The 20,789-nt window shown below is 71.0% G+C and carries 20 protein-coding genes and 2 tRNA genes; 4 read left to right on the top strand and 18 right to left on the bottom strand.

Translation table 11 applies throughout. The features are described 5' to 3' along the window. Positions 1–24: 24 nt before the first annotated feature. Together ACR3ZA_RS01035 and ACR3ZA_RS01030 are read right to left on the bottom strand one after the other, a co-directional pair. Complete coding sequence (locus tag ACR3ZA_RS01035; protein WP_473659281.1) at positions 25–1,680, bottom strand: bifunctional 3'-5' exonuclease/DNA polymerase; 1,656 nt, start codon at positions 1,678–1,680, stop codon at positions 25–27. Between the two features lie 403 nt (positions 1,681–2,083). After that, positions 2,084–2,923 (bottom strand): DUF1684 domain-containing protein, encoded by an 840-nt coding sequence (locus ACR3ZA_RS01030; RefSeq protein WP_473659279.1) that lies wholly within the window; start codon positions 2,921–2,923, stop codon positions 2,084–2,086. Positions 2,924–3,024: 101 nt separating this feature from the next. Between ACR3ZA_RS01030 and ACR3ZA_RS01025 the strand changes: the two genes are divergently transcribed. Beyond that, positions 3,025–3,792, top strand: a complete 768-nt coding sequence (locus tag ACR3ZA_RS01025) for a maleylpyruvate isomerase N-terminal domain-containing protein (RefSeq protein ID WP_473659277.1) — start codon at positions 3,025–3,027, stop codon at positions 3,790–3,792. Between the two features lie 13 nt (positions 3,793–3,805). Here ACR3ZA_RS01025 and rlmC read toward each other — a convergent pair whose 3' ends face one another. Then, positions 3,806–4,951: a 23S rRNA (uracil(747)-C(5))-methyltransferase RlmC gene (gene rlmC / locus ACR3ZA_RS01020; RefSeq protein WP_473659275.1), complete on the bottom strand. Its 1,146-nt coding sequence runs from the start codon at positions 4,949–4,951 to the stop codon at positions 3,806–3,808. A gap of 41 nt (positions 4,952–4,992) precedes the next feature. Here rlmC and ACR3ZA_RS01015 point away from each other — a divergent pair, with 41 nt between their 5' ends. Next, positions 4,993–5,343, top strand: a complete 351-nt coding sequence (locus ACR3ZA_RS01015) for a PGPGW domain-containing protein (protein ID WP_473659273.1) — start codon at positions 4,993–4,995, stop codon at positions 5,341–5,343. On the opposite strand, the gene ACR3ZA_RS01010 is transcribed toward ACR3ZA_RS01015, so the two are convergent. The 3 genes from ACR3ZA_RS01010 to ACR3ZA_RS01000 all read right to left on the bottom strand — a co-directional run bounded on the left by ACR3ZA_RS01010 (position 5,325) and on the right by ACR3ZA_RS01000 (position 7,765). After that, positions 5,325–5,398, bottom strand: a tRNA-Ile gene (locus ACR3ZA_RS01010). The two genes, ACR3ZA_RS01015 and ACR3ZA_RS01010, sit on opposite strands and share 19 nt — an antisense overlap. A 170-nt stretch (positions 5,399–5,568) precedes the next feature. Continuing rightward, positions 5,569–6,777, bottom strand: coding sequence for a glycosyltransferase (locus ACR3ZA_RS01005; RefSeq protein ID WP_473659271.1), 1,209 nt, complete (start codon positions 6,775–6,777; stop codon positions 5,569–5,571). A 70-nt stretch (positions 6,778–6,847) separates the two neighbouring features. Then, entirely contained in the window at positions 6,848–7,765 is a 918-nt protein-coding gene (locus tag ACR3ZA_RS01000; RefSeq protein ID WP_473556981.1) for a DMT family transporter, read from the bottom strand. A gap of 40 nt (positions 7,766–7,805) precedes the next feature. Here ACR3ZA_RS01000 and def point away from each other — a divergent pair, with 40 nt between their 5' ends. Further along, positions 7,806–8,372: a peptide deformylase gene (gene def / locus ACR3ZA_RS00995; protein ID WP_473659269.1), complete on the top strand. Its 567-nt coding sequence runs from the start codon at positions 7,806–7,808 to the stop codon at positions 8,370–8,372. A gap of 4 nt (positions 8,373–8,376) precedes the next feature. Here the strand turns inward: def and ACR3ZA_RS00990 are convergent, their stop codons facing one another. The 12 genes from ACR3ZA_RS00990 to dusB all read right to left on the bottom strand — a co-directional run bounded on the left by ACR3ZA_RS00990 (position 8,377) and on the right by dusB (position 20,261). Then, positions 8,377–8,796, bottom strand: coding sequence for a response regulator (locus ACR3ZA_RS00990; RefSeq protein WP_473659267.1), 420 nt, complete (start codon positions 8,794–8,796; stop codon positions 8,377–8,379). Then, positions 8,793–9,692, bottom strand: coding sequence for a histidine kinase (locus ACR3ZA_RS00985; RefSeq protein WP_473659265.1), 900 nt, complete (start codon positions 9,690–9,692; stop codon positions 8,793–8,795). The genes ACR3ZA_RS00990 and ACR3ZA_RS00985 overlap by 4 nt, the downstream gene beginning before the upstream one ends. Positions 9,693–9,760: 68 nt before the next feature. Further along, positions 9,761–10,060 (bottom strand): SHOCT domain-containing protein, encoded by a 300-nt coding sequence (locus tag ACR3ZA_RS00980; protein ID WP_473659263.1) that lies wholly within the window; start codon positions 10,058–10,060, stop codon positions 9,761–9,763. A 126-nt stretch (positions 10,061–10,186) separates the two neighbouring features. Then, positions 10,187–10,855: a response regulator gene (locus tag ACR3ZA_RS00975; protein ID WP_473659261.1), complete on the bottom strand. Its 669-nt coding sequence runs from the start codon at positions 10,853–10,855 to the stop codon at positions 10,187–10,189. Then, positions 10,852–12,093, bottom strand: coding sequence for a histidine kinase (locus ACR3ZA_RS00970; protein WP_473659259.1), 1,242 nt, complete (start codon positions 12,091–12,093; stop codon positions 10,852–10,854). Before ACR3ZA_RS00970 ends, ACR3ZA_RS00975 begins: the two co-directional genes overlap by 4 nt. 103 nt (positions 12,094–12,196) lie before the next feature. Further along, positions 12,197–12,272: transfer RNA gene (locus ACR3ZA_RS00965), tRNA-Asn, on the bottom strand. Between the two features lie 64 nt (positions 12,273–12,336). Beyond that, positions 12,337–13,362 (bottom strand): beta-propeller fold lactonase family protein, encoded by a 1,026-nt coding sequence (locus tag ACR3ZA_RS00960; protein ID WP_473659257.1) that lies wholly within the window; start codon positions 13,360–13,362, stop codon positions 12,337–12,339. Beyond that, entirely contained in the window at positions 13,359–14,144 is a 786-nt protein-coding gene (locus tag ACR3ZA_RS00955; RefSeq protein ID WP_473659255.1) for an ATP-binding cassette domain-containing protein, read from the bottom strand. The genes ACR3ZA_RS00960 and ACR3ZA_RS00955 overlap by 4 nt, the downstream gene beginning before the upstream one ends. A gap of 19 nt (positions 14,145–14,163) precedes the next feature. Beyond that, on the bottom strand, positions 14,164–15,783 hold the full coding sequence (locus ACR3ZA_RS00950) for an ABC transporter substrate-binding protein (RefSeq protein WP_473659253.1): 1,620 nt from the start codon (positions 15,781–15,783) through the stop codon (positions 14,164–14,166). 104 nt (positions 15,784–15,887) lie between these two features. After that, a complete protein-coding gene (dnaG, locus tag ACR3ZA_RS00945) occupies positions 15,888–17,780 on the bottom strand; it encodes a DNA primase (protein ID WP_473659251.1) in 1,893 nt (630 codons plus the stop codon). A gap of 38 nt (positions 17,781–17,818) precedes the next feature. Then, positions 17,819–19,072, bottom strand: a complete 1,254-nt coding sequence (locus ACR3ZA_RS00940) for a deoxyguanosinetriphosphate triphosphohydrolase (RefSeq protein ID WP_473659249.1) — start codon at positions 19,070–19,072, stop codon at positions 17,819–17,821. After that, on the bottom strand, positions 19,065–20,261 hold the full coding sequence (dusB, locus tag ACR3ZA_RS00935; RefSeq protein WP_473659247.1) for a tRNA dihydrouridine synthase DusB: 1,197 nt from the start codon (positions 20,259–20,261) through the stop codon (positions 19,065–19,067). The genes ACR3ZA_RS00940 and dusB overlap by 8 nt, the downstream gene beginning before the upstream one ends. A gap of 32 nt (positions 20,262–20,293) precedes the next feature. On the opposite strand from dusB, the gene ACR3ZA_RS00930 reads away from it, so the two are divergent. Next, positions 20,294–20,776 carry a YbaK/EbsC family protein gene (locus ACR3ZA_RS00930; RefSeq protein WP_473659245.1) on the top strand — a complete coding sequence of 161 codons (483 nt, stop codon included), beginning with the start codon at positions 20,294–20,296 and terminating at the stop codon, positions 20,774–20,776. Positions 20,777–20,789: the final 13 nt, after the last annotated feature.

The raw sequence follows: 20,789 nt of genomic DNA, 5'->3' as shown, positions 1-20,789 counted from the left end.
TCCCGCTGTGCGCCCGCGCTCCGGCTACTTCGCCTCGGCGTAGCTCGCCGTGGTGACCACGCTCAGCGCGAACTCCACCGGGCCGTCGCCGAACAGGAGGCGCCCCGCCTCGACGGCCGAGTCACGCAGGGCGGCCTCTACCGCGGGGGCATGCGCCTGCGGCGTGTGCACGATCACCTCGTCGTGGAGGAAGAACACCAGATGCGGGCGCACCGTGAGCGGCGACGTCGACGCGTCGCCCCCGCCCAGCTCCCAGAGGCGCCGGCGCAGCGCCCCCATCCAGCACAGCGCCCACTCGGCGGCGGTCCCCTGCACGACGAAGTTGCGGGTGAAGCGGCCCCACGCGGCGGAGTCGGTGCGCGCGCGTCGCTGTTCCGCATCCGTGCGCGTCTCGTCGTAGCTGGCGGTGCTGCCCGCCGGCGAGCTTCGGCCGAGCCAGGTCGTCACCGACTCGCCGCGTTCGCCCGCCCGAGCCGCGGCCTCGACGAACTCCATGGCCCGCGGAAAGGCGCGGGCGATGCGCGGACGCATCCGCCCGCTCTCGCCCGTCGTGCCGCCGTAGATCGCGCCGAGCATGCCGTACTTCGCCTGCTGGCGGGACTCGACGGCCCCCGCGGCGACCATCCCCTCGTACATGTCGTGGGCCTGACCGGCGCGCGCCATCGCCAGATCGCCCGACATGGCCGCGAGCACGCGCGGCTCGAGCTGGGCGGCGTCGGCCACGACGAACGTCCAGCCCGGATCGGCGACCACCGCCGCACGCACCGACTTCGGAAGCTGCAGGGCGCCCCCGCCATCGCTCGCCCACCGACCCGTGACGACCCCAGCGGGCACATAGACCGGGCGGAAGCGCCCCGCGTGCACCCACTCGTCGAGCCAGTTCCAGCCGTTGGCCGTGAACAGGCGCTGCAGCGACTTGTACTCCAGCAGCGGCGTGATCGCCGGATGCTCAAGCCCGCGCAGCTCCCACTTACTGGTGCTCTGCACGCGAAGCCCCGCGCTCTGCAGAGCGCGCAGCAGGCTCGGCTGCGACTCGGGGTTGACGTCGTCGACGCCGAGCGCGTCGCGCAGCTCGGCGAGCTTGGCGGTCATCCGTGCGGGGCGCTCGCCCGGGGCGGGGCGGGGTCCGAGCGCCTCGGTCAGGAGCTCGTCATGGCGCTCGGCGTTCCACGGCAGCCCCGCGAAGCGCATCTCGGCGGCGATCAGCGAGCCGACGCTCTCCGCCGCGAGCAGCAGGGTCAGCCGACCGGGGGCATCGGAAGCCACCACAGCGGCACGCTGGCGGCGCAACTCCTCGACCGGGTCCGGATCGGGGGCCTGCGCCGGTTCGAGGTCGAACAGCCCGTCGCGGCGGATCGCGGCTCGCTCGGTCGCGGGCGCGTCCCAGTCGTCGCGCGGCGCGCGGGCCAGCGCGGTGCCGCGCGTGTGCGTCGATCCGCGCAAGATGCGGCGGCAGAGCCGCAGGTCGTGCGCCCGCTCGACGCGGACTCCCTCGGCCAGCAGCTCGGCATGCCAGCGCGTCGAGTCGCCCCACACCCAGCGCGGGTGCTGCGCCTCGCGCTCGGCGACCCAGCTCGCAAGCACGTCGCGCGGCAGCTCGTGCCGGGCGACCTCGGCGAGATCGTCATCGAGCTCGACCGCGACGACGTTCTCGCCCGCCGAGCTCAACGCGATGTGCACACCCCATCTTCGCGCCTGCCGCCGACGCGCGCCCGCGCCCGCCCTCGACGAAATGCAGGAACAACGCAGCGCGGATGCCGGGATCGCGGGGCAGGCGACCCCCGCATCCGCCAGATCTCCTGCATTTGGTGAATCGCGGAGGGTTGGCAGGCCCGCGCTCAGGTTGCCCCTCGCCGCGCGCGTCGCGCTGCCCCGCTCGACTCCCGCCCGGCTCCGCCATCGCCTCGCCTTTTGCGAAATGCAGGAGCGACGGAGCGCGGATGCCGGAATCACAGAGCCGTCGACCCCGGCATCCGTCAGATCTCCTGCATTTCTGAACGGGGGGGGGCGGGGCAGGCCTCGTGCGGGCGACAATCGGGCTCGGCGGCAGCCGGGGCCGGGACCGCCGGGCGGACGGCCTGGCTCAGTGCAGCGGCTGGCCGTCCTTGCCGAGCACGTTCTTCTCGCCCGCCTCGATGGCGAACGGGAAGCGGTTCTGCTTCGGCGGCATCGGGCAGTTGAAGGCGTAGCTGAAGGCGCACGGGGGAATCACCGCGCGGTTGAAGTCGAGCGTGATCGTGCCGTCGGCGTTCGGCGCCAGGAACAGGAAGCGCCCGACGCTGTAGGTCGACTCGCCGTTGGTGGCGTCGGCAAAGACGAGCTGCAGCGCGCGCCCCGCCTTGAACGCGGCGAGGTCGAACTCGTGGCCGTCGCGCTCGAACATGATCCGCCCGGGAACCACCTGCTCGCGCGTGACGCCGTCGTCCTTCAGGTGCTCGAAGCCGACCGTCGTGCCGGAGGGGTTCTCCTCCCAGCGCGCCGTGATCACCCAGTCGGGGTTGTAGTCGAAGACGTCGATGCCGCCGAAGTTCTGGATGCCCTCCGAGTTGGCATCCCACACCCGCAGCGCATACCCGCCGGTCGCCTGCGCGATGACCGCGCCGCGCACGGTGTCGCTGAACACGACGTCGCCCGGGGTCTCGTGATCCTTGCCGCGCACGACCGCCTCGCCGTCGACGAGTTCGCCATTGACGCGGATGCCGTCGGCCGCGGCCGCGATGACCTTGAGACCCGACTGCCCCGCCTCCAGCGGCGCCCAGCGCCCGGGAACGCCCCAGATCGGCTGCTCGGAGTCGACCACCTGCGTGTTGACCAGCGCGAGGCTGCCGAGCGGCTGCACGACCGCCTGCTCGCGCCGCGAGTGGTAGAGCGCGAAGGCGTCTTCGGCGGTGGTCGGGGCTGTCGCGGTGCTCTGCTCGGTCATGGTTCCATCCTGTCGGGTCGGCGTATGCAACGCACGCCGACACGAGCGCATTCCCCCGAGTCGGCGCGAGCCGGCGCGGGTCGCACTGCTAGCGTCATCGCGTGACCGATTCCCTCTTCGACGCCGTCGGCGATCCGCTCGACGCGATCGCCGAGCTCTCGGCCGCCTTCGCGGCCGAGTCCGGACGTCTCGACCCGGACGCAGCGGTCGCCAACCCGAACTGGGAGACCGTGGCACGGATGGTCGACCACCTCGGCGGCATCTACCGCTGGGTGGCGGCCACGGTGCGAAGCGGCGAGTGCGCCGAACGCGGCGCGCACACGACGCCGACGCAGAGCGATCTGGAGTCGTGGTTTCGCGAGTCCCGCGCGCTTCTGCTCGATGCCCTGACGACAACCGAGCCGACCCGGGCCTGCTGGACGCTCTACGACAAGCCCGGCACCGCCGGGTTCTGGCGCCGACGCATGCTGCACGAGACGACGATGCACCTGGGCGATCTGCGCACGGCCGACGGCACCGGCTACGCCCCGCCCGCGGAGGCGAGCACCGCCGTGTTCGCCGACGGCATCGCGGAGCACCTCGGGGTGTTCCTCGATCGCTCGCGCCCGAGCCTCGACCGGCTGCCGGCCCCGTTCGCCCTGCACGCGACGGATGCCGGAGTGCGCTGGACGATCCTCGAGGACTGGCAGGTGGCCCAGAACGATGGCGCCTCGTCGGCCCGCCCCGGGACCACGACGGTCGCCGGGCCCGCGGGATGGCTCGCCGCGTTCGCCTGGGATCGCGTGACGCTGGCTGACACCCCCGCGCTGACCCTCAGCGGCGACCCGGCAGTCGCGGCGGCGTACACGGCCGCGCCGGTGCACCCGTAGCGCAACGGCATCCCTAGAGTTCGGCGCCGCGGCGCTCGAGCAGCACCATGACCTCGCTGTGCGCGGTCTGCGGGAACATGTCGAACACGCGCACGCGCCGCGCCACGAAGCCGGGCAGCGCGCGCAGGTCGCACTCCAGCGAGTGCACGTTGCAGCTCGAGTAGACGATCGTCTGCACCGTGGAGGCGACCAGCCAGGTCGTGAGCCGCTCGCCGAGTCCGCGCCGGGGCGGGTTGACGATGACGAGCTCCGGATGCTCGGCGGCGGTCTCGGCGAAAGCCGTCGCGTCCAGCGCCACGAACTCGACGTCGGCGAGCCCCGCCTCGGCGGCCGTGCGCCGCGCGCTGAGCACCGCCTGCTCGCTCGTCTCGACCCCCAGCACCGCCCGGCCGGGTGCGGCGGCGTGCAGCGCGAACCCGCCGACGCCGCAGTACAGATCCCACACGCTCGACGGCGCCGCCTCGTCGACCCACTCGCGCGCCTGTGCGTACATGCCCTCGGCGATCGCCGTGTTCGTCTGGAAGAAGCCGCCCGGCCGCAGATGCAGGTCGAGGCCGCCCACGCGCATCCCGATGCTGTCGGCCTCGGTGAGCAGCTGCTCCTCGGGGCCTTCCAGCACCGCCTTGTGCTCGGGCTGCAGGTTGACACTGACCACCTCGAGCTGCGGCAGGGCGGCGCGCAGGCTCGGCAGGTGCTTGCGGATGCGCGACACCGACTCCGTCGAGCGCAGCACGAAGCGCAGCATGAGCGCCCCGCTCGGCGCCTCGGTGAGGAGGGCGTGCTTCAGCTCGCCGGCGCGCGCCGGCACGTCGTAGGGGGTGAGCCGGGCCTGCCCGATGAACTCGGCGATCGCCGGAACCGCGGCGCGCAGGCCGGGCTCGTGGATGCCGCACTGGCGCAGGTCGACCCCGCGCTGGCGCTCGTCGAGGATGCCGAGCGTGGGCGCGTCGACGGTGCCGCCGACGACGAGCTTCGCCTTGTTGCGGAAGCCGTCCTCCCGGCTGGCCACCGGCGGCAGCCACTCGGCGACGTCGGCGCCGGAGGTCTCCGCCAGCACCGCGCGCGCCGCGGACACCTTGCCCGCGAGCTGGGCCTCGTAGGGCTGCCCCATGAACTCGCACGAGCGACACACGCCCGCGTCGAAATAGGAGCACTGCATCAGGTCAGGGTATCGACAGGCACGAGTTTTAAACTGCGAGCATGTCTGCAGCGTCGCCCGAGTCGCGTGCCGAACCGGCCGCCGCGGATGACGCGCCGCTCAGCCGCCGGGAGCGCATCCGCCGCAATCCGGCGGCCAACCGCCTGTACCGCGCTGGCGTCGGCGTCGTCGGCGGCACGACGATCGTCGTCGGGTTCGTGCTCATGCCCCTGCCGGGCCCCGGCACCCTCATCGCCATCGGCGGGCTCGGCGTGCTCGCGACCGAGTTCACCGGAGCACGCAAGCTGAGCAAGAAGGTCAACCGCACCGCGAAGAAGGCGATCGACGCCGCGAAGGATGCGCGCGCACGGCACGTCGAGTCGAAGCGCGAGAGTAGGGCGGACGGGACTTGAACCCGTGACCGACGGATTATGAGTCCGCTGCTCTAACCAGCTGAGCTACCGCCCCGTGCGGGTTTGAGTGTATCGGGAGCGTGGGGGTGGGGCTCGATGCGCCGCGGTGGGGCTGTGGGGTCTCGATACGCCGCTGCGCGGCTACTCGACCGGCAAGGGCCGCTGCGCGGCTACTCGACCGGCATGAGGCCGCGCGGGGGCTGGTCTCGATACGCGGCTTCGCCGCTACTCGACCGGCTCGACCACGGGGACGCCGCGGTAGATCGCCTCGAAGGCGTCGATCGTGCGGTCGAGGTCGTGCGCCTGCACGGCCTGAAGCGAGGCGCGGCCCATGCGCTCGCGCTCGGCCTCCGGTGCGCTCAGCACGTCGGTGAGGCGCGCGGCGAGGGCGTCCACATCGCGCGGCGGGTACAGGTAGCCGTTCACGCCGGGCGTGACCAGGTGCGGCAGCGCCATCGCGTCGGCGGCGACGATCGGCAGCCCCGAGGCCATCGCCTCCATCGTGGTGATGCTCTGCAGCTCGGCGATCGACGGCATCGCGAACACGGAGGCGCGATTCAGCGTCGAGCGCAGCTCGTCGTAGCTCACCCGGCCGGGCACCCGGATGCGGTCCTGCAGTCCCAGTTCCGCCACCAGCGCGATGAGCTTCTGCCGTTGATCTCCGTCGCCGAGGATGTCGACCGCGACGTCGAGCGCCGGGTCGAGCTTCGCGACCGCGCGGATCAGATCCTCGATGTGCTTCTCCTCGTCGGCACGGCCGAGGAAGACGATGCGATTGCGCTCGCGGGCCGTGAAGTCGGGCGTGTAGGCATCCAGGCGCAGACCGTTCGAGATCGCGTAGGTGTCGCGCAGCCCGGTGTTCTCCTCCAGGTAGTCGGCGGAGCGTCGCGTCGGGCTCGTGACGGCGTCGCAGCGCTCGAACACGCGCGCGGCGGCGCGCCACTGGGCGCTGATGAGCGCCTTCAGCATTGACTTCGTCATGATCTGCACGTGCTGCGCGATGTTCTCGGGCATGGTGTGGTTGGTTCCGACGAGACGGATGCCCTGCTGCTCGGCGACGATCGACAGTCCGCGCCCGAGCACGAAGTGCGACTGGAAGTGCACGACGTCGGGCTTCGACAGCGCGAGCACGCGCTTCGAGTTGGCGACGGCGCGCCACGGCAGCGCGAAGCGCAGCCACGGGTGGAAGATCCAGCGCCAGCTGTAGATGCGGTAGACCGTGAACTCGGTGCCGCCGTGCATCTCGCGGTAGGTGCCAGCGCGCACGCCCTTCGGGGCGGGCGCCATGATCTCGACATGGTGGCCGCGGCCAGCCATGCCGACGGCGAGTTGGCGGGCAAAGCTCGCCGATCCGTTGACGTCGGGCGCGAACGTGTCGCAGCCCAGCAGAATTCTCAGCGGCGCGCTCGCGGCGGCCGGGGAGGCGTCAGGCACGCGGGGATTCCTTCGCTCGGGTGTCGGGCACCCTTCAAGGTACCCCAGTGCGGGGGGAACGCCGACGCGACTAGCGGTGAGTCTGCGGGTGGTGCCGCGCGAGCTGGAAGACGCCGATCACGGCGACGGTGCCCACGACGAGCCAGGTCAGGATCACCCAGAGCGGAACCTCGGATGCCTCACCGAACACGGTGATGCCGATCACGACCGCGACGAGCGGGTCGACGACCGTGAGCCCCGCGATCACCAGGTCGGGCGCGCCCACCGAGTACGCCGTCTGCACGAAGTAGCCGCCGAGCGCCGCGGCCGCCAGCAGCGAGACGATGCACAGCACGGTGAGCCACTCGAAGTTGCCGTTGCCGAGCCGGTTGATGACCGCCTTGGCGAGCGTGGCGACGAAGCCGTAGAGCACGCCGGCGGCGAGGATGTAGAAGATCGCGCCAGCGCTGGTGCGCCAGCGGACGAAGGCCAGGCCGAGCGCGACGAGGATCGCGGCGAGGGCCGAGAGCACGATGATGAGCTGCGCATCCCCGAGCACGTGCTCTTTGGCGTAGACGGCGGCGATGGCGACGAAGACGCCGATCCCGCCGACGCACATGAAGATCGCGTTCCGCGCCCGGTGCTCGAGCCGGTGCCCCGACAGCCGAGCGTTGAGGATCGAGGTCAGCACGAGAGCGACCACGCCGAGCGGCTGCACCACGATGAGCGGCGCGAAGGTGAGGCTCGTCAGCTGAAACACGATCGCCAGGCCGAGCATCAGGGTTCCGAGCGCCCACCACGGCCGCGCCAGAAGGCGGAACAGCTGCCCCGGGCTGAGGCCGGCTTTCGCCCCGGACCCGTGCGACTCCTCGACCTGTTCCACGCCGCGATGCTGGAACTGCGCCCCCAGCGAGAGGAACACCGCGCCGATCAAGGCGATCACGATGCCGACGGGGGCGAGCGAGCCGACGAAGCTCGAGGCATCGAAATCGCTCAGGACGGGGGGCACCAATCGAATCTAGCGGCATCCGCGCCGATATCCTTGACCCATGGCCGTTCTCCCTATCGTCATCACGGGAGATCCCGTACTCCACACCACCGCCGCCGCGGTGACCGACTTCGGGCCGAAGCTCGCCGAGCTGGTGCGCGACATGGTCGACACCATGGATGCCGCCCCCGGCGTCGGTCTCGCCGCCCCGCAGGTGGGGGTGCCGCTGCGCGTCTTCGTCTACCGCTGGGACGACGAGGACGGCGTGCACCATGAGGGCACCGCGGTCAACCCGGAGCTCTGGATCTCGCCCCCCGAGCCGGGCGAGCCCGACGAGGACGAGGAGTCGGAGGGCTGCCTGTCGATTCCCGGCGAGCGGTTCCCGCTGCGCCGTTCAGCTCGGGCGCTGCTGCGCGCTCAGGACGCCTCCGGGGCGCCCTTCGAGATCGAGGCCGAGGGCTGGCTCGCGCGCATCTTCCAGCACGAGTACGACCACCTCGACGGCGTGCTCTACGCCGACCGGCTCAGCTACCCGCACAACCGTGCGGTGGTCAAGGCGATCAAGAAGCAGAGCTGGGGCTCCCCCGGCAAGTCGTGGATGCCCGGCGTCGACGACCTCGACGCCTGACCGCTCAGCTCGGGCGGTACGCGGCCGCCGAACGGATCGCGTCGAAGAGTGCCTCGGGCTCGACATCCTTGAAGAGCACCGCGTAGGCACCTGCCTCGGCGGCGGCCGGCAGCTGCTCGTCCAGGTCGACCGTGGCGAACAGGATGACGCGCGGCGGGGTGCCCTGTTCGGCGACCCGCTCGTCGCTGCGGATGCGCTCGGCGGCGACGGCGCCTCCGACACGTCGCATGTGCAGGTCCATCAGCACCACGTCGACCGCGTTGCGGCGGGCGAACGCGAGCGCCCCCGCCCCGTCGCTCGCCTGCCCGACGACCTCGAACTCGGACTGGGAGCCGAGCAGCAGCGCCCAGCCTTCCCGCTGCCGACTGGAGTCGTCGACGATCAGCACCCGGATGGGCGGGGCCGGCGGACGCCGAGGGCTCACCGGTTCTCCGCGCGCGGCTCGCGGTGGATCCCGGGGAAGATCGCCGAGACCGAGAACCCGACCCCGGGCACCTCGTAGGCGTTGAACACGCCGCCGAACAGCTCGGCGCGCTGGCGCATGTCGGAGATCCCGCGACCGGTCGGGCGCTGGGTGAGCGCGGCCAGGTCGTCGTCCTGGGAGTAGGCGCGCTGCTGCGCTTCGACGTTCGGGTCGAGACCTTCGCGACGCGCGTGCGCGCGGATCCCGTCGTCGTCGACGAGCACCTCCAAGCCGTGGTCGGTCCACTTGAAGCTGACGCGCACCTCGGTGCCTTCGCCGCCGTGGCCGAGCGAGTTCGCGAGCGCCTCCTGCAGGATCCGGTAGATCGCCAGCTCCGTGCCCTGCTTCAGGTCGAGCCGCGTTCCCGTCTCGACGAACTCGATGACGAGGCCGGCGTCGCGCATCACCTTGAACAGCTCGCGGACGGACGAGAGACTCGGCTGAGGTCCGGCCTGCGCCTCCCCGGCCCGCACAACATCCATGACGCGCCGCAGGTCGCCGAGCGTCGTGCGGGCGGTGTCGGCGATCGTCGCCGCCGTGCGCGCCGCCACCTGCGGGTCGGCCGCGGCCGCATACCGGGCTCCGTCGGCCTGGCTGATGATCACCGAGACGGAGTGCACGATCAGCTCATGCAGCTCGCGCACGATCGTGAGGCGCGAGCCCTGCTCGGCCAGCTCCAGCTCGAGGTCGAGCCGCTCGCGCTCGAGGGTGACGCGGTCGCTGCCATCGCGACCGTTCGCGCGACGAGCGCGGCGCCAGAGCACCGCCAGCACGAGCGCCGCAACGAGAAAGACGCCCGCCGCCACCGCCAGTCCGACGATGACAACGAACGAGTTGTCCTGAATCCAGTCGTTCACGCGGGTCTCTCCTTCGGGCGTTCGGGCCCGAAGGAGAGACTACCGGCGCCGTGCGGCGCGCGGTCGCGTTATTCGACCGGCGGCGTGGGCCGGTTGGCGCGCAGCACCTCCAGGCGGGCGCGGTATTCGACCTCGTCGATGTCGCCGTTGGCGAAGCGCTCGGCGAGCGTCTTCTCGGCGCCGCGAGCGCCCTCGTGCGCGGCAGCGTGCCAGGCGGCCCCGGCGAATCGACGACGCGAACGGGCGAGCACGATGATCAGCACCACGATCGGTGCGAACCAGAGGAGGAAGAACAGCGGCGCCAACCAGAACGCTGCGTGGCCGCCGGTGTGGGCGATCGAACCGGCAATGGCGAGGGAATTCAGCACGAGTGCTCCTTGTGTTCGGGGTTCCAGCGGAACCTGATGACTCCACTCTCGCCGTCGCGGCGCCGCGGCGAATCTGCCGACGGGAGCCTTCTCGCTACTCCCCCAGGTGCACGTTCGGGCGGCGGACTACTCCGCGCGGCCGGGCGCCACCAGTCCCGTCTCGTAGGCGATCACGACGAGCTGCACGCGGTCGCGGGCGAGGAGCTTCGACATGATGCGCGAGACGTGGGTCTTCGCGGTGAGCGGGCTCAGAAAGAGCTCACGTCCGATCTCGTCATTCGTCATGCCCTGCCCGACCAGCGCCAAGACCTCGCGCTCACGATCGGTGAGCACCGCCAGTCGGCTGGCGTCGGGGGCCGTGGTCAGCCCGCTGGCGACCTGCTCGAGAAGGCGCTTGGTGACACGCGGACTCAGCAGCGCCTCCCCCGCGGCCACGACGTGCACCGCACGAAGCAGCTCCACCGGTTCGGTGTCCTTGACGAGAAAGCCGCTCGCCCCCGCGCGGATCGCCTGGGCAACATACTCGTCGAGCTCGAACGTGGTCACGACGACGACATGCGTGCCGGTGAGCGCGGGGTCGGCGGCGATCTGCTCAGTCGCCCAGAGCCCGTCCCCGTCCGGCATGCGGATGTCCATCAGCACCACATCCGGCCGCTCTCGCCGCACGAGCGACACGGCCTCGCGCCCGGTCGAGGCCTCGCCGACGACATCGAGATCGGGCTCGGCCTCGAGCAGGCTCCGAAAGCCCGCCCGGATCAGGTGCTGGTCGTCGGCGAGAGCAACGCGAATGGTCATGAATCCTCCGGAAGGTCGGACGGCACCGGGAACTCGGCGACGACCCGGAAGCCGCCCTCGGGCGCAGGTCCTGCCGTCAGCTGGCCGCCGAGCAGCTCGGCGCGTTCGCGCATGCCGAGCAGCCCGCGACCTCCGGATTCGCTGGCAGGGCCGGGCGCAGCGGTCCCGTCGTCGACCACCTCGAGGTGGAGACGCGACCCGGACTGCGCCAGGCTCACCGAGACCGTCCGAGCGCCGTGCCCGTGCCTCTGGGTGTTGGTGAGCGACTCCTGCACGACGCGGTAGATGGCCAGCTGCACCGGCTTCGGCACGGCGTGGTGCGCGACGCGATCGTCGAGTGTCACTCGAAGTTCGCTGGCCTCCACCGACGCGATCAGCCCGGGCAGCCGGCTCAGGTCCGGCTCGGGCACGAGCGGCGCACTCGGGTCGGCGCCGCGCTCGGCGCGCAGCACGCCCAGCACGGCGCGCACCTCGTCGAGCGCGGACTTGCTGGTCTCCTTGATGCTCGCCAGAGCATCCGCCGCCTTGTCGGGCTGACGCTCCATCAGATGCAGACCGACCCCCGCCTGCACGTTGATCTGACTGAGCGAATGCGCAAGAACGTCGTGCAGCTCTCGGGCGATGCGCACGCGCTCGGCCTGCACCTCGTTGCGCTGACGCTCGCGCTCCTCGCGCAGGTACTCGCGCGCCCGCTCGGTCCGCGAGCGGATTCCTTCACCGACCCCCAGCAGAATGAGGATCCCGAGCGTGGTGACGGCCACGCGCCCCGGCGTCCACGCGCCGAACGGCGGCAGGAGCGCGATCGCGAGAGTCGCGACCCAGGCGATCGAGATCGAGACCCATGCCCAGACGCGAGCACCCCGCACGATCGCCCCCACCACTGCGAAGGCAAGCGCGACGTACGGCGGACTGGCGTCGGCGCCGAACAGCAGATCGAGTGACGCCGCCGCGGAGATGAGCGCGATCACAGGACCGGGATACCGGCGCGCGCCGGCGAGGATGATCGGCGCCAGCACCGCGAGCACCAGTGAGACGATCGCCTCGCGCGGCTGCACGACGAACAGCCCGCCGAACGTGTCGGCGGGGAGCAGAGACACGCGCACGCGGATCAGCGCGATCGGCACCTGCACCACGAAGCTGATGATCACCGGGAGCCACAGCGTCGCCCACCGCGGCGGATGCATCCACGGCGGCGTCGTCACCCGAGTCACCTCGGACGGGGTCGAAGAGCCGGGCATCCCCCGATCGTACGCGCGACCGTCGGCACCGGCATCGGCCCGAGGGTGCGCGACGACTACTCCCGAAGGAGTAGCGCGCGGAATCAGCACCTGATTCGTGAAGTGGCTCCCCGGCTTGGACTCGAACCAAGAACCTATCGGTTAACAGCCGATTGCTCTGCCAATTGAGCTACCGAGGATTGCTGCGAACAGCCGGTCTAGCTTAGCAAACCTGCGAGGCCATTCTGTCCGCCTGCGTCCCCGTCACGAAAGCGCCGCAAGACATGTCGGCGAGGGCGCGAAAACCGGCTCGCCGAGGGACGTCAGCGCGCCCTCGGGACCGAGAGCGAAGCTCGTCACCGAGTCGGAGAGCTGGTTGGCCACGTGCACGAAGCGCCCGTCGCAGACCAGATGGCGGGGCCAGTCGCCCCCGCAGTCGACGTCTCCGACCGCGGTGAGTTCCGCGCCGTCCCAGCCGGTGACCGCGATCCGGTTCGCGCCGCGCACGCCCGCGATCAGGAAGCGGCCGTCGGCCGACAGCGCCAGCGCCGCGGCCTGGCTGCGCCCCGGCTCGCCGGGAAGCGGCACCGAACCGCCGAACTCGAACGAGTCCTCGGCCGGTTCCAGCACGCTCACCGTCAGGCCCCACTCCCCCAGCACCGCGAGGCGTCCGCCGGAGAGCGCCAGCAGGTCGCGCGGACCCGTGCCCGCCGGAAGCGCGATCGATGCCACGCGCTCCAGTCGCGCTCCTCTCCAGCGATGCAGATGCACGCGATCCGCCCCGAGGTCGGCCGTGGCAATGCGCCCGTCGTCGAGCACCAGCACGTGGTGGGCGTGCGGCGATGCCTGCGCCGGCCACGGGCCGCCGCCGATCGCGTCGAGCTCCTGCTCGGCGGGCCCCAGCCCCTCACCCTCGCCGGCGCCCTCGCTCGCACCCACGCCGTGCACCGCCACGACGCCATCGCCGTAGCGCGCGGCGACGAGTGCCTCGCCGCCGGACGGGCGTGCCGCAACCGCGAGATGGCACGGCGACGCCGCCGTGCCGCTGTCGCGCACCGCGACCTCGCGAAGGGCGCCGTCCTCCGCCCGGTCCCAGGCGGCAATGGCCGAGTCGGCCTCCAGCGCGGCGAACACGCGACGCGGAGTCACCGTCACCCACGACGGCGACTCGACCTCCGCGACGAGGCCGAGGTACTCGAAACGCCCGTCGGCGTGGCTTCGACCACGGCCGATGCCACGGGCACGGCCGCCCATGGCGGCGCCGTAGCCGCCCAGCAGGAACTCCGTCATCGCTGCAGGGCTGCCAGGGTGCGCACGTAGGGATGCAGCGGGTCGCTGAGCACCTGATCGACCTTGCCGTACCCGACAAAGTGGCCCGCGTGCATGATCGCGATCCGGTCGGTGATCGTGCGCAGCTCGCGCAGATCGTGGCCGACGACGATGGCAGAGAAGCCGTGCTCCCGCTGCATCTCCTTGATCACGTCGAGGATGCGCCCGCGCATCAGCACATCGACGCCCATCGTCGGGTCGTCGGCGACGAGAATCTCGGGCGTCACGACGAGGGCGCGCGCGAGCGCGATGCGCTGACGCTGGCCTCGACTCAGTTCGTGCGGGAACTTGTCCATCACGCGAAGCGGAAGCCGCACCGCGTCGATGAGAGCCGCCGCGCGCCGACCCGCGTCGTCGGGATCCGCGTGACGGTCGCGCTCGAACAGCGGCGAGGCCACGTTCTCGCCGATCGTCATCCGCGGCTCCAGGGTCGATCCGCCGTCCTGCGGCAGATAGCCGACGCGCCAGACCAGTTGGGCACGAGCGCGAGCGGATGCGTCGCGCAGCGGAACGCCGAGCACCGACAGTCCGCCCCCGAAGATCCGCGGCGGAACGGTCTCGCCCACCAGCGTCTGACCGGCCACGGCGCGCGCGAGCGTGCTCTTGCCAGAGCCCGCCTCTCCGACGATGCCGAGGATCTCGCCCGCGAACAGTTCGAAGTTGACCCCGTCGACGGCGACCTCGCGGACGCCGTAGCCAAGCGTCAGGTCGTCAGCGCGAACGGTGACGGCGGAGTGACTCACGCTCACAACTTACGCCACGTCACCGCCGAGTGAGGCTGCCGAGCCAGCCCTCACCCAACTCGGCGATCGTGGCGAGGGTGACACCCGGGGCGAGGTACATGGTCTGTCGGCCCGACAGCAGCGGCAGCGTCGGAAGACGCGAGGCGAGGCGCTCCTCGAGGGTGGCGATCGTCTCCTGACGATCATCCACGTTCGCGGTCGTGCCCTGCAGCGCGATCAGCTCGTCCGTCGTCTCGTCGTCGATCCCGGTCGGCAGCCCCAGATCCGACGAATAGAGCCGGGTGAGGGCGTCATCGACGTCGACCCCCGCGGGCGTGGTGGTGTACAGGAAGATCGGGTAGCGCTCAGCGCCCAGAGTCGCGCGAGTGAACGGGCCGTCGACTTCGTCGAACGTGACCGCGAACAGGCCGCCCTCCTCCAGCTGCGACTCGAGCTCGGCCCGGATCGCCTCGCCCGAGACATCAGCGGCGCTTGCCACGTAGCTGATCACGAGCGGAACCGGCGTCTCGACGTCGGCGTCCGACAGCCGCGCCGCCGCGCGCTCGACATCCGCCCCGCCCTCGGTGTCACCGTAGACGGCGAGCACACCCTGCTCACCCGGGGCGGTTCCCGCCTCGAGCGAGCCGGTGCGCAGGGCAACCGGAAGGAACCCGTAACTGGGCGACCACTCCGCGGGGGCGATGTCGGCGAGCGAGACGCGGTCCACCAGGTCCGCCATCGCCTTGCGCACGGCGAGCGCCGCCTTCGAGCTGGCCTCCTCCGTGGCGGAGCCGAACGGCATCGTGCTGAAGTCGAACGCCAGCATCCGCATGCTGTTCGTGGGCTGAACTCGCGTCGTCAGGCCCGAGGTCGCCATCAGGTCCGCCCGCTCCTCGGCGGTGAAGCTGCCGAACGCGACATCCACCTCCGCTGACGCCACCCGCTCGGCCAGGCTCGCCGCCTCGAGCTCCGTCTCCAGCACGATGACGGTGCCGGTCGGCTCCTCGATGTCGTCCTCGAAGCCGACGACGGTGAAGGCGGTTCCGTCGACGCTCGCGATCTTCCACTCGCCCGCGAACCCCCCGCCGGCGATGATCACCGCGTCGTCGGTGATCGCGTCGGCGGCGAAGATCTCCTCGTCGAGGATGGCCCCGGCCGGTCCCGCCAGCACGCTGGGGAACGTCACATCATCCTCTTCGCGCAAGGTGAAGACGACCGTGTTGGTGTCCACTGCCGCCACCGACTGCAGTCCGCGCAGCAACGTCACCGGACCCGAGGCGTCGCTGATCGCGAGCTGGCGCTCGAAGCTGAAGACCACGTCGGAGGCCGTGAGGTCGTCGCCGTTGGGAAACTCCAGCCCCGACGGCAGCGTCACCGTGTACTCGGTGTCGGAGGTGAACTCGGCGCTCTCGGCGAGTGAGAGCTCGATCTCACCGGTATCAGCCACGATCTCAACCAGACGCGGGTACAGCTGGTGCAGGAACTCGCTGGTCGCCGCGTCGCGCGTCGCAGCGGGGTCGAGCGAGACGATGTCCGCGGTCGTGCCCACCACGATCGGGCGCGGGGCTCCCGCACCGGCGCAGCCGGACAGCAGCAGGGCGACGGATGCCGCGGCGATCGCCACGACACCTCTCCGTCGAAGAGCGAACAGGTGATTCACGCGCGGCCTTTCAGGTGGGGTGTCGGACTCGGACCGGTGTCACCGCGTCGAGACCACGTCTCTTGATAACACACCGAGCCTGAGGCGCGCGCGCTGAGCGGAGCTCAGCTCTCCCGAAGGCGCCGCCGCTCCGTCTCCAGAGCCGCCGATTCGCGCGCCAGAATCGACCAGCGCTCCTGGTCTCCATCGGACTGCGCCCGCTGCATCGCCCCGAGCACCTCCGCCTTCAACCGCAGCAGATCGCGATCAATGAGCGAGGTCACCACGTCTCGGCAGTAGGCCGCGATCTGGTCCGGTCGCTGCGGAATCGGCGCGATCGCCAGCTGCGAGACGAGGCTCGTGAAGCCCGACGGAGCCTGCTCGGCGACGCTCGCGACCCAACGGTCCTCGGCGGCGGGATCGCCCTCGACCTCGGCGAGAGCGGCCGCCACTGCGTCGCGCACCACGCCGAGCGCCGCATTGCCGACCTTCACCTGGGTGACGCGTTCGAGCAGCTCGCGACCGACGTGCTCGGGATGCTGCAGGATCGCCATGAGCGCATCGCGTTCGCCGCGGGTCAGCGGATCGGTCGGCAGCTCCATCAGCCGGAACTCCGGGGCCGGTTCTGCCGTCTCTTCGGCGCCCGCGCGCGGCGGCGCGGAGCGCTCCGGGGCGCGCGTCGAGGTGCCGCGGCTCGTTGAGACCGCGCGACTCACCTCCCGCGGGTCCAGGCCGAGCCAGCCCGCCAGGCTGCGCACGTATCCGACACCCATCGCGCTGTCACGGATGCCCGCGACCACCGGAGCGGCCGCTCGCAGCGCCGCCACCCGGCCCTCCACCGTCTCCAGGTCGTGCCCGGCCAGCTGTCGGCGGATCATGAACTCGAACATCGGCTTGCGGGTCGCGATGAGCGACTGCACGGCCTCGTCGCCGCGGTGCAGGCGCAGGTCGCACGGGTCCAGGCCGTCCGGGGCGACCGCGACGAAGGTCTGCGCCGCGAAGCGCTGCTCCTCAGCGAAGGCGCGGCTCGCGGCCTTCTGCCCCGCCTCGTCCGGATCGAAGGTGAAGATCACCTGGCCGGTGCCCTGGGTGTTGCTGTTGTCGACATCGCCGAGCACGCGGCGCAGCACCTTGATGTGGTCGACGCCGAACGCCGTCCCGCAGGTGGCGATCGCCGTCGTCACCCCCGCCAGATGGCAGGCCATCACGTCGGTGTAGCCCTCCACCACCACGACCTGCTTGCTCTTGGCGATGTCGCGGCGGGCCAGATCGAGCCCGTAGAGCACCTGGCTCTTGTGGTAGATCGGCGTCTCCGGCGTGTTCAGGTACTTCGGCCCCTGGTCGTCGTCGAGGAGCTTGCGAGCGCCGAAGCCGACCGTCGCGCCCGTGACGTCGCGGATCGGCCACACCAGCCGTCCGCGGAAGCGGTCGTAGACGTTGCCGCGCTCCCCCGTGCTGAGCAGGCCGGATGCGGTGAGCTCGTCCTGGCTGAAGCCGCGGCCCTTCAGATGGTCGCCGAGCGCCGAGAACGACTTCGGCGCGAAGCCGACGCCGAAGCGCTCGGCCGCGGCGGCGTCGAAGCCGCGCGAACCGAGGAAATCGCGGCCCACCTGCGCGGCCGGCGTGCGCAGCTGCTCGCGGAAGAACTCCTCCGCCGCCGCGTTCGCGGCGATCAACCGCGCCCGGTTGCCGTGGTCAGGGGCAGCCCCGCCGCCCTCGTAGTGCAGTTCGTAGCCGAGCCGGGCCGCCATCCGCTCCACCGCCTCGGTGAAGCTGACGTGATCCATCTTCTGCAGGAAGCTGAAGACGTCGCCATCCTCCCCGCAGCCGAAGCAGTGGTAGCGGCCGACGCTCGGCCGCACGTGGAAGCTGGGGCTGCGCTCCTCATGGAACGGGCACAGGCCCTTCATCGAGTCCACGCCGCCGCTCTTCAGGGTGACGAAGTCGCCCACGATGTCGGCGATGTTGATGCGGCTGCGCACTTCGTCGATGTCGTTTCGACGAATGAGCCCGGGCATGCCGCTGATTCTACGGCGCGCGGCGCGGACGCCGCGGTCTACCGCAGGCGCTCGTGCTGCTGATTGGCGGAAACGTCGGTGAGCGAGGCCACCTGGTCGACGATCACGCGCCGCCGCGCGGTGTCATCCGACGCGGTCGCCCAGTCCGCCGCGAACCCGGTATCGAGGTGCTCGGGACGCCTCCACAGCGCATCCGCCAGCTCGGTGAGGATCTCGCGCTGCCGCTCGTAGTACGGCTGCCGCGAGTTCGTCGACATCACGTTCGCCGCGACGATGCCCTTCAGCACGGCGATCTCGGCCTGCGTCTCCGGCGGCACCCGCACATCGCCGCCGAACCGCGCCAGGGCGACCTGCGGATGCGCGGCGCGCGTTGCGTGGATCGCCGCGTGCGAGAACCGCCCGATCAGCTGGCTCGTCAGGTTCTTCAGCTTGGCGAGGTCGCGCCGCGAACCGTCCCAGGAGTCGATCCACCACGGAAGCCCGTCGAGCCGGTCGAAGGCCGCGAGCAGCTCGTCGCGCGAGATCTCGCCGCCGATCCAGCCGAACATCGAATCCACCAGCGCCTCATGATCGACGCGAGCGCTCAGCGCCGGCACATCGAGGTAGCCGTTGACGATCGCGTCCTCGAAATCGTGCACCGAGTACGCGATGTCGTCCGAGAGATCCATCACCTGCGCCTCGATGCAGCGCACCCGCTCGGGCGCCCCCTCGCGCATCCACTCGAAGACGGGCGTGTCGTCAGCGTAGAAGCCGAACTTGCTGCGACCGCTCGGATCGGGGATCCCCTGCGCCTGCGGCCACGGGTACTTGCAGCTCGCGTCCAGGCTCGCACGCGTCAGGTTCAGACCGTAGCTGCGCCCGTCGGGGCCGAACACCTTCGGCTCGAGACGGCTCAGCAGCCGCAGCGTCTGCGCGTTGCCCTCGAAGCCGCCGTAGGGCGCCGCCCAGTCGTTGAGCGCCTTCTCGCCGTTGTGCCCGAACGGCGGATGCCCGAGGTCGTGGGCCAGGCACGCCGCGTCGACCACATCGGGGTCGAGCCGCAGTCGCATCGCCAGCTCACGGCCGATCTGCGCCACCTCGAGCGAGTGCGTCAGCCGGTTGCGCGCGAAGTCGAGCCCCGCCGTCGGGCTGAGCACCTGCGTCTTCACCGCCAGCCGACGCAGCGCGCTCGAGTGCAGGATGCGCGCGCGGTCGCGAGCGAAGTCGGTGCGCGGGGTGGTGTGGTGATCTTCGGGAAGCCAGCGCTCGATGTCGTGCTCGGAGTAGCCGACCGGCGGCTGCGCCTCAGCCACCGCTGGTGTCGCCTTCGCCCTCGGTCAACTCGCTGCGCTGGGCGCCCTCGAGCTCCCGGCTGTCCAGCCAACCGTACGGCAGTGTCGGCACCTTCGGCGTTCCGGCGCGGCCGCGCTGACCCTCCGCCTCGGCACCCGGATACGGCTGGGCCGGGTCGAGCTGCGAGAGCAGCTCGGCGATCTCATCGAGGCTGGACGAGCGTGCCAGCGCCGCGCGCAGCTCACCGCCGACCGAGTAGCCCTTGAAGTACCAGGCGACGTGCTTGCGGATGTCGCGGCAGGCGCGGCCCTCGTCGTCAAAGAACTCGACGAGCAACTCGGCGTGACGCTGGAACGCTGTCGCCACCTCGCCGAGCGTCGGCTCCGCCTTGAGATGGCCGCCCTGGAACGCCGCGGCCAGGTCTCCGAACAGCCAGGGGCGGCCCAGGCATCCGCGTCCGACGACGACGCCGTCGCAGCCGGTCTCGGCCACCATACGCAGGGCATCCTCGGCGCTCCAGATGTCGCCGTTGCCGAGCACCGGAACGCTGTGGATGGTCTCCTTCAGTTTCGCGATCGCCGACCAGTCGGCGTGGCCGGAGTAGAACTCGGCCGCCGTGCGGGCGTGCAGCGCGATCGAGGCCACGCCGGCGCCCTCGGCGGCCTTCGCCGCCTCCAGGTAGGTCAGATGCTCGGCGTCGATGCCCTTGCGCATCTTCACCGTCAGCGGAATATCGCCGGCGGCCTTCACCGCGCCCTCGACGATCTCGCGGAACAGCCCGAGCTTCCACGGCAGCGCCGAGCCTCCGCCCTTGCGGGTGACCTTCGGCACCGGGCACCCGAAGTTCAAGTCGATGTGGTCGGCGCGATCCTCGGCCACCAGGAAGGTGACCGCCTCGGCAACCGTCTTCGGGTCGACCCCGTAGAGCTGGATCGAGCGGGGCGTCTCCGACTCGTGGTGCTGAATCAGCCGCAGGCTTGCCGGAGTGCGCTCGACCAGCGCGCGGCTGGTGATCATCTCGGAGACATACAGCCCCGCGCCGTACTCGCGGCACAGCCGCCGGAACGCCGTGTTGGTGATGCCCGCCATCGGCGCGAGCACGACCGGAACGTCCAGTTCGATCGGCCCGATCCGCAGCGGCGTGGCGCGCGCGTCGGGAATCGACGCCGGGCTCTCGGCGTTGCGGTCTGTGACGGTGAGAATGGACATCGTCTCGATTCTCCCAGAAAGGTCCTGAGCACGTGACGAACGGGCGTGAACGCGTCGAAGCGGATGCCGCTGCGCGCGGAATCGAGATCGAGATCATCGAGCGCACCGCCGCCCGGTCACTCGAGGAGGCCGCCGAGATCCTGGGCATCACCCCGGCCGACATCGTGAAGACGCTCGTCGTCAAGCGCAGCGACGGAACGTACCTGTTCGCGCTGGTGCCCGGCGACCGGCAGATCTCCTGGCCGAAGCTGCGCGCCCTGCTCGGCGTCAACCGACTGAAGCTCCCGGATGCACAGGTCGCCTTCGAGGCGACCGGCTATGAGCGCGGCACGATCACGCCGTTCGGCTCCACCACCGCATGGCCCGTCGTCGCCGACGCGAGCATGGTGGGGCGACGGGTGTCGATGGGAGCCGGGGAGCACGGACTCAGCCTGTTCGCTGACGCGGACGCGGTGATCCGATCGTTCGAGGCGACGCTCGCCGATATCACCGAGCCGATCGCGGCGCGAGACTAGTCGAGTTCGGCGC

It is taken from the genome of Herbiconiux sp. J20-20 (genome assembly GCF_057365085.1).
Note: the sequence above shows the minus strand (reverse complement) of the source record. Positions and strands in the feature narration are given on the sequence as shown.

What these genes read in the sequence shown, in the direction of transcription:
- ACR3ZA_RS00975 (WP_473659261.1), bottom strand. Translation starts at nt 10,855, where the DNA reads ATGACCATTCGCGTTGCTCTCGCCGACGACCAGCACCTGATCCGGGCG.
- ACR3ZA_RS01030 (WP_473659279.1), bottom strand. Translation starts at nt 2,923, where the DNA reads ATGACCGAGCAGAGCACCGCGACAGCCCCGACCACCGCCGAAGACGCC.
- def (WP_473659269.1), top strand. Translation starts at nt 7,806, where the DNA reads ATGGCCGTTCTCCCTATCGTCATCACGGGAGATCCCGTACTCCACACC.
- ACR3ZA_RS01015 (WP_473659273.1), top strand. Translation starts at nt 4,993, where the DNA reads ATGTCTGCAGCGTCGCCCGAGTCGCGTGCCGAACCGGCCGCCGCGGAT.
- dnaG (WP_473659251.1), bottom strand. Translation starts at nt 17,780, where the DNA reads ATGCCCGGGCTCATTCGTCGAAACGACATCGACGAAGTGCGCAGCCGC.
- dusB (WP_473659247.1), bottom strand. Translation starts at nt 20,261, where the DNA reads ATGTCCATTCTCACCGTCACAGACCGCAACGCCGAGAGCCCGGCGTCG.
- ACR3ZA_RS00960 (WP_473659257.1), bottom strand. Translation starts at nt 13,362, where the DNA reads ATGACGGAGTTCCTGCTGGGCGGCTACGGCGCCGCCATGGGCGGCCGT.
- ACR3ZA_RS00970 (WP_473659259.1), bottom strand. Translation starts at nt 12,093, where the DNA reads ATGCCCGGCTCTTCGACCCCGTCCGAGGTGACTCGGGTGACGACGCCG.
- rlmC (WP_473659275.1), bottom strand. Translation starts at nt 4,951, where the DNA reads ATGCAGTGCTCCTATTTCGACGCGGGCGTGTGTCGCTCGTGCGAGTTC.